General features: G+C 63.2%; 10 protein-coding genes. 5 read left to right on the forward strand and 5 right to left on the reverse strand.

The features are described from left to right. Positions 1 to 8: 8 nt before the first annotated feature. From ACIA49_RS28155 to ACIA49_RS28165, 3 genes are all read right to left on the reverse strand, one after another. Entirely contained in the window at positions 9 to 212 is a 204-nt protein-coding gene (locus ACIA49_RS28155; protein WP_396380367.1) for a hypothetical protein, read from the reverse strand. Positions 213 to 236: 24 nt separating this feature from the next. Further along, complete coding sequence (locus ACIA49_RS28160) at positions 237 to 779, reverse strand: GNAT family N-acetyltransferase (RefSeq protein WP_396380369.1); 543 nt, start codon at positions 777 to 779, stop codon at positions 237 to 239. Positions 780 to 1,038: 259 nt separating this feature from the next. Further along, entirely contained in the window at positions 1,039 to 1,887 is an 849-nt protein-coding gene (locus ACIA49_RS28165; RefSeq protein ID WP_396380371.1) for an NAD-dependent epimerase/dehydratase family protein, read from the reverse strand. A gap of 556 nt (positions 1,888 to 2,443) precedes the next feature. On the opposite strand from ACIA49_RS28165, the gene ACIA49_RS28170 reads away from it, so the two are divergent. Both ACIA49_RS28170 and ACIA49_RS28175 read left to right on the forward strand, forming a co-directional pair. Beyond that, positions 2,444 to 4,141, forward strand: a complete 1,698-nt coding sequence (locus ACIA49_RS28170; protein WP_396380372.1) for a DUF262 domain-containing protein — start codon at positions 2,444 to 2,446, stop codon at positions 4,139 to 4,141. Next, a complete protein-coding gene (locus ACIA49_RS28175; RefSeq protein ID WP_396380373.1) occupies positions 4,138 to 6,435 on the forward strand; it encodes a DUF262 domain-containing protein in 2,298 nt (765 codons plus the stop codon). Before ACIA49_RS28170 ends, ACIA49_RS28175 begins: the two co-directional genes overlap by 4 nt. Positions 6,436 to 6,545: 110 nt before the next feature. On the opposite strand, the gene ACIA49_RS28180 is transcribed toward ACIA49_RS28175, so the two are convergent. Both ACIA49_RS28180 and ACIA49_RS28185 read right to left on the reverse strand, forming a co-directional pair. Continuing rightward, positions 6,546 to 7,619 (reverse strand): hypothetical protein, encoded by a 1,074-nt coding sequence (locus ACIA49_RS28180; RefSeq protein ID WP_396380375.1) that lies wholly within the window; start codon positions 7,617 to 7,619, stop codon positions 6,546 to 6,548. 81 nt (positions 7,620 to 7,700) lie between these two features. Then, complete coding sequence (locus tag ACIA49_RS28185) at positions 7,701 to 8,585, reverse strand: hypothetical protein (RefSeq protein ID WP_396380376.1); 885 nt, start codon at positions 8,583 to 8,585, stop codon at positions 7,701 to 7,703. 244 nt (positions 8,586 to 8,829) lie between these two features. Between ACIA49_RS28185 and ACIA49_RS28190 the strand changes: the two genes are divergently transcribed. From ACIA49_RS28190 to ACIA49_RS28200, 3 genes are read left to right on the forward strand one after another with little or no spacing between them, the layout of a single operon-like run. Then, positions 8,830 to 9,453 carry a hypothetical protein gene (locus ACIA49_RS28190; RefSeq protein WP_396380377.1) on the forward strand — a complete coding sequence of 208 codons (624 nt, stop codon included), beginning with the start codon at positions 8,830 to 8,832 and terminating at the stop codon, positions 9,451 to 9,453. Continuing rightward, complete coding sequence (locus tag ACIA49_RS28195) at positions 9,446 to 11,269, forward strand: hypothetical protein (protein WP_396380379.1); 1,824 nt, start codon at positions 9,446 to 9,448, stop codon at positions 11,267 to 11,269. The genes ACIA49_RS28190 and ACIA49_RS28195 overlap by 8 nt, the downstream gene beginning before the upstream one ends. Then, positions 11,266 to 13,944 carry an ATP-binding protein gene (locus tag ACIA49_RS28200; protein WP_396380380.1) on the forward strand — a complete coding sequence of 893 codons (2,679 nt, stop codon included), beginning with the start codon at positions 11,266 to 11,268 and terminating at the stop codon, positions 13,942 to 13,944. Before ACIA49_RS28195 ends, ACIA49_RS28200 begins: the two co-directional genes overlap by 4 nt. Positions 13,945 to 14,394: the final 450 nt, after the last annotated feature.

Here is a 14,394-nt window from a genome sequence, read left to right on the forward strand (position 1 = left end):
GAGGCCTGTCAGGCGAGCATTGCGTTGGCGTCGTCGTTGCCGTCGCCTGGGTGGCATCGCTCGGCGGCGAGTGCGCCGGGCTGCGCTACCAAGGGAATGCCGTCTGCAGATGTGTTGAGCTGCAGTTCCGCGTCGTACTGCTGGTCATCCGACGCTGCTTGCTCGCCGGTGGAGCGAACGAGGTGGGACATGCCGAACGGGCGACTGGACATGATGTGGTCCCTTCGTTGAAGAGGTTAGGAAGACTTGATGTCGTGCAGAGGGAGGATGCTGATGTCCTCAACTGGCCAGTGGGCATATGTCTGGGTATTGCCGACCTTCTTCCAGCCCCAACGTTGGTACATCGCGTGTGCCTGTGCGCCTGGCCGTGAGATGAGGCTGGCGAACCCTTCCGGCCGGTCAGCCAGGAGAGCGTCAACAAGTTGGCGCGAGTAGCCGTTGCCCCGGGACGCTTTGCGTATGCCGAGCTCGATCACCGCGAAGATCGGATCGGCAGCGATGTCGTCCGGGGCTGGATCGGTCTTGATGCCGGTCCACCATCGGCCGGGTTGGAAGGTGAATCCGTAGGTGAAGCCCACGAGGTCGCCGTCGACGTTGCCGGCGACTAGCGTGAAGCCGTCCAAGTTGGAATGCTTCGTGATGCGGACCTCGAACTGTTCGATGTCCTCATTCGACATTTCGTATGGCGGCTCGGAGTATGCGTCCGCATAGAGCGGCTTCAGCTCGGGAATCAGAGCGAGCGTCTCGGCTCCTGTGTAGCGGGTCAAGGTCAGTTCCATGCTGTCTCCGAGTCGAGTCCGGCTTGGCGTGCTTGGTCGGCGAAGGAGATGCCGCGCGAGGATCGTGAGGCGCGCGCAGCTCGAGCTACTGCCTGAACGTGTTGACGGGTGCGTCGCGACCCGCTGGCCGCAACCGATTCGAGGTGCGGGGTGAGAACCTCGGTTGCACCAACGATGTCGCCCTTGCTGGCTGAGGATCTGGCTAGCAGGGTTGTGTAGAGCAGTCGATTTCGCTGAAGGTGCGATGGGATGCGGCCGATCATTTCTCGATAGAGAGACTCGGATCGAGTTGAGTCGCCGAGCAGGCCGTAGGAGAGGGCTCGAAGGCCGTCGAACTCCGCCCGGTCATAGAAGTCCAGCCAGTTCGGATCATCATCTGACGGGCTGTCCGGAAGCAGATGCGCCGCCAGTCGCTGCATTCGATCGAACTGCGACGTCTCGTGGCGCGCCGCCCACGCCGCCGCTTCACGCACGAGGAGGAGCGACTTGAGCCTGGGTCGCGCACGTCGATCGGCTGGATGGGCTGTTCGGCAGGTGCTGGGAGCAGCCAGCGCCCACCGCGGGCTGCTCGGTCCAGCAGCTTTAGGCCGCGACCGACGCACTCGCCGGGGGCCAAGATGACGCCGGGCCGAAGGATGAGGCTGCGCTTCGCGCCCTCTATTGCGGCAGCCTCGCAGCCCGCCTTGAGGGTGCCGTATTGACCGCCGACGGTTAGGTGCGCCAGCTCGGGTGATTGCTCGGTGTAGGTCGGCGACGATGGCCAAAGCGGCGAGGACTCATCGACCGGGCTAGCTGGCCAATCGGGGTAGGCGCTGACCGTTGAGATGAGTACGTATTGCTCGACCAGATCAGCCAGGCCGTCTGTTACCTGTGCGACGTCGACGGGTTCGTAGGCGCTCGTGTCGATCAGGGCATCCCAGGGGCCGTGCTCAGCCAGGCGGTGGAGATCGGCGTCGTTGCGGCGGTCGCCAACCACGTGGGTTGCTCCGGTCGGCGGTTGGCCGCTCTTGCCGCGGGAGAAGGCGGTCACCTCCCATCCACGGGCCAATGCGTCGGAGACGACTGTTCGGCCGAGGAACCAGCTGCCACCGAGGATGAGAAGTCGCATGGTGACGATCTTGCCGGGTCAGACCGACGTATGGCGACTTGCCTGGCGGCCGAATGTCGGCCAGGACAGAGTGCTGATGTCTGAGAAGGTTCGGGGCCTGTAAATCGACTGCCTCAGGAACGGTACGGAGCCAGTCAGCGGGCGTGCCCGAATCTCAGCTACTACCGACGACCGTGGCCCGCAGACTTCTGTACTCGTGGCAGCTCTCCGTGCTCGTGGCACTTGCCCTGCGAGCTGACGATATGCGCAAGACGGAAGCGCTTGTGCAGAGGTACGGCGTCGCGAGCGCCTCTAAGTAACGAGGTGAGCCCCTAGCTCACAATCTGCAGCCCAACCCTTGGCAACTTAGGGTGACGGGTGCATAGTGCTCTGCCAGGGGCGGTAACACTGTGTGCTGGGGGAGAGTAATGAATCTGCTCGTTGCCTACGATCTGCACGGACATAGGCAGGTCTACGACAATCTCGTTGCTGCGAGGCTGAAGGCCGGTGGTGCTGGAAGGCTTATCCGACGACGGACTTCCATCGGAGACCTCGACTGTGCCTCGGTGCTCTGACGGTGGACGCCCAAGAGGCTGAGCTTGAGCCCAAACTCGTCGGTGACATTTCCGGTCGGTTCTATGTGCCCGCCTATCAACGTGGCTACCGGTGGGGTGAGGCCGAGGTCCGCAAGCTGCTCGACGATATCTGGGAGAGCAGCGACAAGCCGTACTACCTGCAGCCGGTTGTGGTGAAGCCGCACGGCGACGAATGGGAACTCGTTGATGGTCAACAGCGGCTCACGACCCTCTTCCTGATCTTCCAATATATGAAGAGTGAAGGGCTGCAGAGCGCCGGTGCGGGTTACACCCTGCGCTATGAGACTCGGCCTGACAGCGCGCAGTATCTGGAGAAGCTCGACCCTGCGTTTCAGGAGCGCAACATCGACTTCTTCCACATCTACGAGGCCTACCGCTGTATCAGCGCCTGGTTCGATGCACACGAGCACCGCCGGCAATTCGTTGCGAACAAGTTCTATGGGGCTCTGTTCGAGCACGTCCGGGTGATCTGGTACCAGGCGCCCGACGACCTGGATGCGAGTACCTTGTTCACCCGGCTCAACGTCGGTCGCATCCCACTAACCGACGCCGAGCTTGTCAAAGCCTTGCTTCTGTCACGCAGTCGAGGCCGAGCTGGTGTCACAGACCGCGCGCTTGAGACCGCGGCCCAATGGGACACGATCGAACGTGATCTACGCGAGCCGGAGCTGTGGGCCTTCATCACCGGGAAAGCGTCTGCTGAGCCCACCCATATAAGCCTTCTGCTCGACACCATTGCGGGCGGTCCAACAGGGCGCGAGCGACCGCTGTTCCACACCTTCGAGGTGCTCCGCAAGAGAATCGATGATGATCCGCAAGCGGTGTGGAACAAGGTGGTAGACCTCCATTCCCTGATCCTAGGGTGGTACGACAGTCGGGACATCTACCACAAGATTGGCTTTCTGATCGCTGAGGGAGTGGCGACGTTCAGTGCGCTGATCGACCGCTCCGACAGCAAGATGAAGTCGATGTTCGAGGCCGAACTCGACGGTCTCATCCGCAGTCATTTGAGCTTGACCACTTCGGGTCTACGGGAGCTTACCTACCAAAGTTTGAAGACGAGCCGGGTCCTCCTGCTGATGAATGTGGAGACTATTCGGCAGCGGAAGCAGTCTTCGGAGCGGTATTCCTTCCGCGAGCACGCTCTAGGTCGATGGTCGCTGGAGCATATTCACGCCCAGAACGCCGAGAGCCTAAACCGCGCGGAGCAATGGGCGGAGTGGCTGCGCCTGCACCGCAAGGCTGTCGCCGCCTTAAATGACGTGGACATCGCTACTCAGGCAGATCTGCTCGCGCGAGTCGATGCGGTCCTGGCGTCTGCAGCTATCAAGGAGACAGACTTCCGTCCGCTCGAGCGAGAGCTGACCCACCTGCTCTCGTCCGAGGGAGATCCAAGCGACGGTGACGTTGACTCGATTGCGAACTTGGCATTGCTATCCAGCGACGACAATAGCGCGCTCAACAACTCGGTCTTTGCCGTCAAGCGTTCGGTGATTCTTGAGCGTGACAGGATCGGAGCGTACATCCCCGTATGCACCCGCAACGTCTTCCTAAAGTACGACTCCCCAGCGGGCGAGCAACAGATGCACTTTTGGAGCGCTGATGATCGTCGCTACTACCTTGAGGCGATGAGTGTGGTTCTTCACCGCTATCTGTTCGCAGGCGAGGAGTCATTATGAAAGGTTATCTGACCTCGTATGTCGGGCTGTTCAATGAACAGGCCGGGGGCATCCCAAGGGTGGAGCAGATCGAGATCCCACTTATCCAGCGCGACTATGCGCAGGGGAGGCCTGACGCCGCGGTCAAGGAAATTCGCGTCAGCTTCCTGGAGGTCCTTCTCGAAGCGCTCACTGGCGATCAGCCCGTGGGCCTTGACTTCGTCTACGGCAAGATCGACGGCGGAACCCTGTATCCGCTCGACGGTCAGCAGCGGCTCACCACGCTCTTCCTGCTTCACTGGTATCTCGCATCTGCCGCGGGCCAACTCGACCCGCAGGCGCCATGGACAAGGTTCTCCTATGCAACTCGACCAGGTGCGCGTCTGTTTTGCAAACGGCTCGCCGCGAACCCCATGCTGCGCGATACCGCGAGGCCTTCCACTTGGATCACGGACCAGGCGTGGTACCTCCACGTCTGGCGCAACGACCCGAGTATCCAAGCAATGCTCGTGATGATTGACGCCATCCACCAGGCGGTCGAGCGACTGGAGTCGGGCCTTGATCTAGAGGCAGCGTGGGAGCGCCTGACCGATCAAACGTCGCCTGCGGTCTCGTTCCATCTGCTACCTCTTGACGATATGGAGTCCGACGAGGATCTCTACATAAAGATGAACTCACGCGGCAAGCCACTGACGCCGTTCGAGAACTTCAAAGCCAGGTTCGAGCAAGACATCGCATACTCAGGCCGCGCCGACGAGTTCGCTCACAAGATAGACGGAGCGTGGTCCGACCTCCTGTGGCCGTTCCATGGCGGTGACCACATCGTCGACGACGAGTTCATGTGCTACATCGAGTTCGTTACGGAAATCTGTGAACTTCGAGAGGGTGGTCGGGTTGGCACAGGCAGACTCGGCCCTCGCGCGCGAGCCATCTTCAGCGACACTAATCCGCGGGCCCTTGAGCACCTCGAGTTCCTGTTCGACGCATTCGATGTTTGGGCAAACCTGCCCGAGATCGAGCCTGCCTTCGAAGCGATCTTCTCAAGGGCTGAGCCCGGTCAACAGACCTACGACCCGGGCAAAGTCGTGCTCTTCGGTGCAGCATCTGTAAATTTGTTCGAGCAGTGCTGCCATCTGTTCGCGAGCCAGCGCGGTGGTAATCGAGCGTTCACGCTGCCTAGCAGTCTCTACTTGTATGCGGTGCTACTACACCTCACGAAGAAGACTGAGGACTTCCCGCGTCGCGTCCGTGTCCTACGGAACCTGCTTGCGGCCTCTGAAGACGAGGTCAGACGGCAGAACATGCCAGCCTTGCTTCGGGACGTCGAGCAGGTCATCGTCAATGGCGACCTTGGTGCCATCGGTCGGTTCAGCAGCAACCAGGTCCAGGATGAGAAGCTCAAGCAGGCCTTCCTCGATGCGCACCCAGAGCTTGCCGACGCGGTGTTCCGCCTGGAAGATAACCCCCTCTTGCGCGGCACCCTCAGTGCCTTCGAACTCGATGCGAAGACCTTCCGGCATCGGGCCGCAGCGTTCGAGACTGTAATGGCAAGGCCCTCGCACTGGCTCGGCTTGACGGGGGCGCTCCTTGCTGCCGGCGACTACCAACGCCGGCGGCGGCGCTCTGAGGCTTGGCAATTCGGAACGAGTTCGCCTGCGCATGACTCGGTGTGGCGCTACCTGCTGACGGACGGAACCCACGATGAACTTGCTAATACGAGAGCCGTGCTTATGCGCGTCTTGGACGACTTGAGTTCCACCGACGTCGACGTCAACGCCTACTTCGACTCGGCTATCGAGGCGCGGCTCGCTGAAAGTGACCAAGCATCGCATTTCGACTGGCGCTATTACCTCCTGAAGTACCCCTCAATGCGGCAGGGGTTGACCGGCATATATCACGGTGAGAACGGTGTGCTCGGCTACTCCATGTGCATGCTCCGCACGACCCAACTCAACGGCTACTACCGCGATCCGATCTTGCTGGGTGCGTGGGAGGTGAGCGGTGCAGGCCCGAAGGCCATTGATCCGTGGTTCAGCGGCTACACGTGGTACCCACGATGGCTTCGACTTTCGAGCAGCCGGGTGGGCATGCGGTCGGTCAAGGAGGGTTTCGAACTTCAGCGGCCTGATGACGATGCATTCCACTCAAGGTTCATGATGGTGTGTGAGGCACACGTGGACGTGGACGTGACGGACAACCGAATTGTCCTCAAGATCCCACAGGTTCACCGCGAGGGCATGCCTTCCGTTGACTCGGTGGACCGAGTCGCCGTGGGTGCTGCGTTCTTGAGAGAACTTGTTGAGAAGGGCTTGTAAGAGCCAATCCGCACCGCTTGGTCGTGCCCAGACAGCGCGGGTATGCGCTGGGCCGACTCCACTAACGATGCGATGGGGTCGCGCCCTCCCTGGCTATGGCCACGTCCGGATTACCCGCGAAACTTGTCGAGCAGCGCAAGGAACGGCGTGACTAGCGAGCCAACGAGAGCGAGGATGGCCACGGCGCGGCGGACGATGGAGGGGTTCCATGCCCGGTAGTTGGTCGTGTCGCGTGGTGCTGCCCAGCCTGGGCCAAGTGGGCTCAGGTCTCCGAGCACAGCAACGCGAATCACCCGAGTGATGGTCGGGCTCGACCCGATCGGTCGCGTGCCGTTGGCGAGGTCGATCAGCTCCGCGAAGAGCGGGCGCGTGGACAGCATGAGCTGCTTCTGATCGAGTCCTGGCAGAGTCTTGGCCCTGCGCCATAACGTGTTGTGCAAGGGCTTTAGCGCGCTTAAGAGTGCGTACCTCTCGGGCGCGCGTGCCTGGGACCACAGTTCGGCCGGTCCTCGAGTGGGTTCCAATGTCGTGTACGGACCATGCGGCGGAAGTTCCGCAGGTGGTTGGGATTCCGGGTCGCACGCACGCCCAAGTCTCCGTAGAAATGCATCAGTGCTGCGCATCCGTACCTCGAGAATCACAATGATTGCCATCAGGACAAAGGCGGGGAGGAGGCAGGCCGCAGCTGCCAGTCCCAGGATCTTCATGCCACCCCGCCATGCTGCGGCGAGTCCGCTCGCTATGGGAACTGCAGGCAGCGATAGCGCGATGATGGTGGTTATGTTCGACCGGACACGCTCCCGAGCGAGGTCGCGGATCTGTTGATGATCGACGTCGTGCCGGGCGAGCCAGGCCAGATCCTTATCAGCCAAGCGGTCCACGGCGCCCGGTACGTAGATGGCGAGAGCGACGGTGACCCCGCAGAGCACCAGCAGCGTTGCGTCGCCAAGCCACGCATCTTTCTCGTAGATGGCAAGAATGAGCAAGAGATAGAGCAGTACACCGAATACACCGGGGCCGATCAGGGCAACCGTTGCCGGGATGCGGAGGCTGCTGGCCTGGCGAACAGCTCTGCGCCATCGTGTCAGAGGCATCCAGAAGAACATTGCGCTCAACGTCAGCACCATTGGAATCCACAAGGTCTGCAGCAAGATGACGCGGACATATTCGTACAGTTGGGTCATGCAGGACGGCTCCTAGAGTTTCGCAGGCGACCGCTCGGGCACGAGCCTCTGAAGGCCTCGGCTTGCGGAGGTGATGCTGTGTCAGTGATGAAAGAGGCTGGTTAAGAAGCCTGGGTTTGCCAGGTTCAGGAGGTAGCCGAGGATCAGGCTGATGGCAGCGACCGCAATGTTGATCCAGCGTTCGCGGCGGGTCGAACGGCGTTGTCGTCGCTCCTGGTGGGCGAGAAGTGCAGTCAGTTGGTCTGACTCGATCTCGACGATGCGGCGTGCCTCCGTCGATTCGGCCAGCAAGTCCGCGACGAGGCGTTTCTCTGCGTCAATGGTTTCCTGCAATTCGTCCGCCAGGAGCGTGGCCTCCTGCATGGCGACCTCGAGGGCCTGGGCGTGGTCGCGCAATTGGTGAGCTCGTTGGAGAGCTGGTGGGATCGCAGACTGAAGTTGCCTCAGCCGTTCGTTCCGGCCGAGATGATAGGCCCAGATCAGTACTGGCGGGGAGACTGCGGCAATCGGGACGATGAGAACGAGGTCGCTAAGCGGAGGGCCGTCAGCCCAGAGCTCCAGGATGTTGTACGCAATCAGTGAGACGGCAGTCCATGCAAGGATGAAGGAGGCGGCGCCGACCATCGCGTATGCCACCCCGAGGCCGCGTGCGTAGCTTGGCCACTCCGACCGTGCCGGCCGAGGGAAGATCGGTTTCGCGATTGCATCTGCGGCGGCTCTGATGCGCCGGTGCGCAAAGGCGATGGCAACGGCGGCTCCCAGAAGTGCGAGTCTGCCGATTGGTATCCCGTGCAACTGCTCCCACTCAGTCTTGTGGCCGGATAGGGCTGACACGACCGCGTTGATGATGCTCACCAGGAGCAGCGCTGACAACCATGCAGCAAGAAGCGCGATGGGCCACATAGCGAGGCGTCGGTACTTTGTCGCGACGCGATCGCTATGTGTCGAGACGCGGATGACCGTCATCCCTCGGCCAGCATGGAGCTTTACCAATCGGACCCTCCGGAGTCATAGCTTCAGCCAACTACAATGAGATCCGACGCAATCACGGTACGCAAGATTCCCTCAAGCGAAGCTTTCGTTCCAGCGTCCTGCAGTCGCACCGAGTTCCCGTGAGGGTACGGGTTCTGTGGTGCGGTGGGCACGTTGAGTAACTAGAGTGAGGTTGGGGTGGTCCGCTGGGGTGACCGCCGGTGACTGGGAGGGTGTAGTGGCTGTCAAGGGTGCCGGGGTCGGACGTCGCCAGCACACCCACTTGCTGCTACCTCATGCGGCGCTGGACGCCCCTCAGCGGGCGTTGTTCGAGACGGCGCTGCGGCCGACCGGCTGGGTGGCGGATTCTGATGACAGCTCGAGCATGTCGGTGCGGTGGAATCGCGGTCGGGCGGCTCTGCGGTTGCAGACGCTTGGCTGGTTTCCGCTGCTGGTGACTGTGGGGCCGATCGGGAAGGCGACGGCGGCCCACCGGGATGCGGTCGCGAGATTGACCGCGGCCGTGCTGGCTAGTCGGGGGATGAGTTTCACGGATCAGCAGTTGGTTGAGTACTTGCCGCAGGCGCAGGCTCGTTGGCAGCGGGCGTTGTTGGAGCGTCGACGGCTTTCTACGGCTGTGCGAATGCTTCAGGCTCGTCGATGTTCGTACTGTGCGTCGTGGTCTGAGCCGTCGGCGACGCATTGTGCTGGATGTCGTCGGCGGTTCACGGTCGCTGACGACACTGAGTGGGAGGCCACGGTCGGCCGGGCGTCGGCAACTGTGGCTGAGGCTGAGGCGGTGCTTGCGGACCTGGCGCGTGGTGTGGTGCTGGAACGGCTGAATGGTGCGGCGCATGGCTGAACCGACCGTTGCAACTCGTGAGGCTGAGCAGTGGGGTTGGGAGTATCGCGGACAAGAGGTGGTGGTCGTTGAGCAGCAGGACCCGCCAGTGCCCGTCATACCGCCGCCGTCGGCGCTCGCGACGCTTGAGACCAAGCGGGCTTCAGCCGCGCGGGTAAGTCCCGTGTTGAGCTGGGCGGTGGTCGGGGCAGTTGTTGCTACGGGCGTGGTCGGGGTAGTCGTCAATCCCTTGCTGGCGTTGGTGCCCGCCGCGGTGGCCGTCGGTCTTGGGTGGTTGCGTTGGGGGCGTCCGGAGATGCTGCGTCGGGCTGCGGTCAACGAGCACCAGCGCTGGCTGGCCGACTGTGTCACCACGATGGCCGGATTCGAGCGCGACGTACAGGGTTGGCAACAGGAGTTGAGTCAGCGGGAGCAGACGAAGGCCCTTCAGGTCAGTGGGGTGCGTCCGTGGGTTCCTGTCGGTCCGGTGACCAAGGAGCGCGTCGACCTGTACGGCGGGACTGCGGCCGGCTGGCGTGCTGCGTTGCTGGCGATGGGTAGCTCGTTGATGAGTGCGGGCGGGCGGCTCGTGGTGCTCGACCTCACCCAGGATGCTGTGGTCGAACCGTTGCGCCGCATGGCATCCGAATACGGTGCGCCGATCCGGTCGGCCGTCGTACCGGATGAAGCGAAGGCTTTGAATCCGTTGACCGGGCTGAGCCCGGATGAGATCGGTGTGGTGATCGCGGAGGGGCTGCGCGGGGCGGAGCCTGAGCAGAACGAGTCGCGGGGTGTTGACGCGAGCCTGGTCCAGCAGGTCGTTGAGTGCTTGACCGAGGGTCCGGTTACGTTCACGCGATTGCATCTGGCGTTTCAGGTGTTGCTGCGGCAGTTGACGCCGGATCAGCGCGGTGAGCTGACGCGTGCGGAGTACATGAAGCTGGCTGATCTGCTCAGCGAGTCTGCCCGGCGTACGGCGGAGGCTCGGTTGTTCCGGCTGGCTGCTGGTGTGCAGCGGTTGTCGGCTGTCACGGGTGACGTGCCGACGGACGAGTGGGATGGCGACGAGGTTTCGTTGCGGGTTTTCGAGCTGTCGCCACGCGAGTCGGAGCTGTCTGCCTCGCTGCTGCGGCATCTGATGTTCCAGATCACGATGGTCCGGATCCAGCGCGGGCAGTTGTCGGGACTGGGAGAGCGCATCGTCGTGATCGCTGGGGCGGATGCTGTGGCGCGGCCGGAGCTCGAGCGGTTCGACAGCATCTGTCGGCGAAACGGGATCCGGCTTGTGCTGCTGTTCGCGCATCTGCGTGACAGCGCTGTGGAGCTCCTCGGCGGCGGGGACGCCGTACTGTTCATGCGCCTCGGGAACGCGAAGGAAGCCGAGCAGGCTGCGACCTTCATCGGTCGGCAGCATCGGCTGGTGGCCAGCCAGTTCACGTACTCGCACGGGACGAACACGTCCACCTCAACGTCCGACAGCACTACGCGTGGCAATAGCGCCTCGACTAGCGATTCGGTCGGCGTACAGACGTCGGACAGTCGGCAGGCGACGTTCGGGCTGCTGTTCAGCCGGCGGCACCGATCTGGGTCCAAGACCGCGGGTGAGCAGTACTCGTCGTCGACAACCGGCGGTACGTCGTGGTCGGAGGCGACCTCGAGTTCGGAGTCGAGCGGGTCTACGGAGAGTACGTCGGTCGGGTATCAGCGCACGTATGAGTACTCGATGGAGCCGACGGTTCTGCAAGGGCTGTCGCCGACGGCATTCGTGATGGTGGACCCGCTTGATCCGGCGAGTCCGCGGCTTGGTGACTGCGATCCGCGGTTGGGTTCCTCGTGATTCCGCAGTGGCGCATCGCTGAGGTGCCGTTGGCCGGTGGGCCGGATACGGGCGCAGCGCAACGGCTGACCGCGCTTCGGCGCGGGCTGTTGCCTGCGTTGATGCTCGAGGCGTCGGCGGGGCGGCCGTTCAGCTGCTGCTGGACTCGCGCGGTGGCCGGCGGGCCGATTGAGGTCCGGGTGGGGATCGAACCTGTGGACGGCGCGGTGTCCTATCCGGTGGGTGCGCGGGCTGTTCCTGCGGACCCGGTGGAATTTCCGCACTGGGTGGCAGTGGACGGCCGGCACGACGTACTGACTGCTCTGCCTGAGGCCGAGGTTGAACCGGCCGGGATACTGGAGGATCTAGCTGAGGCTCTGCCGGCCTTCGCCTGGGTTGTCCGGGCTGTCCCGATCGGGGTGCAGGATCGGGCCGAGCTGCTTGACGACCTTCATTTGCAGATGACGATCGGGCTGGACCGAGAGAAGGTCTCGGGTCGGGATGCTCTTGAGTTGGAGCGGAATCGCGCTCGGTACCGCGACTTCTCGGCCGCGCAGGGCGGTCTGTGGTTGGTGCAGATCCTTGCAGGTGGAGCCGATGAAGTCACTGCGAGGCTGGTTGCGCAGACCATGGCCGGGGCGGCCGACCTGCACGCCACGCCGTACGCCTTGAGCGCGCTGCCTGCGGTTGGCGCCGAAGCTACTAGCTTCGAGGCGACGGGGGAGTTGCTTGCGGCGATCGGGCGGCCGCCGGTGCGTGAGATCGCCGGTGTCCGCGTGGTCGAGCAGGTGCGCTTCGACCTGACGCCGGAGACTCCGCCGGACGGCATCCCGCTCGGCGAGGTCATCGATGCGTCGGGGCGTGCGGTCGGGGGCATGACGGTCTCGCAGAACACGTTGAACCGGCACGCGTTCGTCGCCGGCGCGACCGGCTCCGGGAAGTCGCAAACGATTCGTCATCTGCTCGAAGGTCTCACTGACGCGTCCGTGCCGTGGTTGGTGATTGAGCCTGCGAAGGCCGAGTACGCCGCCATGGCCGGTCGGTTGGGGTCGGAGTCGAGTGTTGCGGTCATTCGGCTCGGCGACCCTGACGCCGTACCGCTGAGTTTGAACCCGCTAGAGCCGGAGGCTGGCTTTCCGCTGCAAACGCACCTCGATCTCGTGCGTGCGCTCTTCCTGGCCGCATTCGAAGCGCACGAACCGTTTCCGCAGGTGCTCAGTCAGGCGTTGAGCCGGTGCTATACGTCGTACGGATGGGATCTGGCGTTGAGTCGGGGTGGGACCGAGTATCCGTCGCTCGGCGACCTGCAGACGACAGCGCGCACGGTCGTTGATGACATTGGGTACGGCGCTGAGCTCGCGGCGGACGTTCGTGGCTTCGTGGACGTCCGTCTGAACTCGTTGCTCCTCGGGACGCCTGGGCGGTTTCTCGGTGGGGGATATCCGCTTGATGTTGCTGACTTGCTCAGCCGCAATGTCGTACTAGAGCTTGAAGACGTTGGTGACGACCAGGACAAGGCCTTCTGCATGGGCGTCGTGCTGATCCGGCTGGTCGAACACCTCCGCGTGCGCCGCGGACCGTCTTCGAACCTGCGCCACGTGACCGTCGTTGAAGAGGCGCATCGCTTGCTCAAGGCAAGTACTGATGGCACTACTAGTCATGCGGTGGAGATGTTTGCGGGTCTGCTTGCTGAGATCCGCGCGTATGGCGAGGGCATTATTGTTGCGGAGCAGATTCCTAGCAAGGTCATCCCCGATGTGGTCAAGAACTCGGCTCTCAAGATCCTGCACCGGCTGCCTGCTGCTGATGATCGTGAGACCGTCGGTGCCACCATGAACCTCGACGAGCCTCAATCCCGAGCCGTCGTGTCGCTGCCACCTGGTCAGGCCGCCGTCTTTACCGACGGCATGGACAGACCGGTTCGCGTTCGCATTCCGCATGGCGGGCCACGCGAGCGACGAGCTCTTAGTGCGCCGACAGTAAAGGCCGCCGGTCGCCGAGACACCGTGCGCGGGGCAGGTAGTGGCGAGCGGCTTTCCACAGTTCGCGAGGCTGCCGATGTTGCCCAGCTTCTTGAGCACAACCCCCGATTCGTGTTGTGGGTCGAGTTGCTGACGGTGGCTCACTTGGTCGCCGCACCCAGACCGATGCCCGAATCCCCATGGGGGTTCAACGACGTCTCGTCAGAGGTGGTCGAGTACGCGATCGACGAGTCAGTCGGATCGGCCGTTTTCGGGCGCTTGCAGGCGATCGCAAGCGACGTCGTACCGGCGGGGCTCGCCGATCATCTGGTCGAGGTCGTGCGTCGAGTCGTGAGCGGCCAAGACCTCGGCTGCGCGGCGACGGAGATCGAGTGGCAGGCGGGCGCATTCCGGTTCGCCGATGTTGCCGACGCCCTGCGGACCTACACCGGGCCAACCGACGCGCCGCACCCTTCGACCGACGAGTGGGGCAAGCGAGGGTTGAAGCTGTGGGGATCGACGATCGACGAGCAGATCTGGAGCTACCTGAAGGTCGGGTCTGCCAACGTGCCGCCGACACTGCTGCTCGGTAATGGCACCTTGCTTCGTGCCGCGGCCAGTCTGTCCACGGCCACCGATCCGTACGCGCAACTACTCGAAGCGACGCACGGCCTGGCTGTCCCTGGTGAGTGGCATTGCCACGTCTTCCGGACGCTGGAAAGCGCGGGCGAGTAGCGCCATGGACCGACCACGCAGGCCCGAACCTAATGAACCGGACCGCCGCCCTTCCGACAATGCCTCCACTCCAGATCTACCGGTCGAGCGGCCCAACCCGGATGCTGTCGACCGCCAGCGGGACCTCGACGACCCCAGGCCGCAGGAACCCATCGGTCGCGGAGACCGAACCGTCGACGATCACCCCACGCCCTCGGCTGATTCAGCTAGGGACACACCCGCCTCGCAGCCGGACGAGGCTCAGGCACGTCGGCCGGATGAACCCTCGACTCGGTCGGTTCGTGACGCGGTCGACTCCGTCGACCAGCGAGGCCGACGCGATGCATCGTCGGAGGTCACACAGCCAGCCAGTGATCCGCCTCCGACCAGTCGGGATGAGTCTGACCACCCACCCGCGGACCTGCGCGCAAAGATGCTCCAGCACCCGGCATTCACCCGCCTCGGCTGGGG

Origin of the sequence: Kribbella sp. NPDC051587 (genome assembly GCF_044453945.1) — a bacterium.
GTDB lineage: Bacteria > Actinomycetota > Actinomycetes > Propionibacteriales > Kribbellaceae > Kribbella.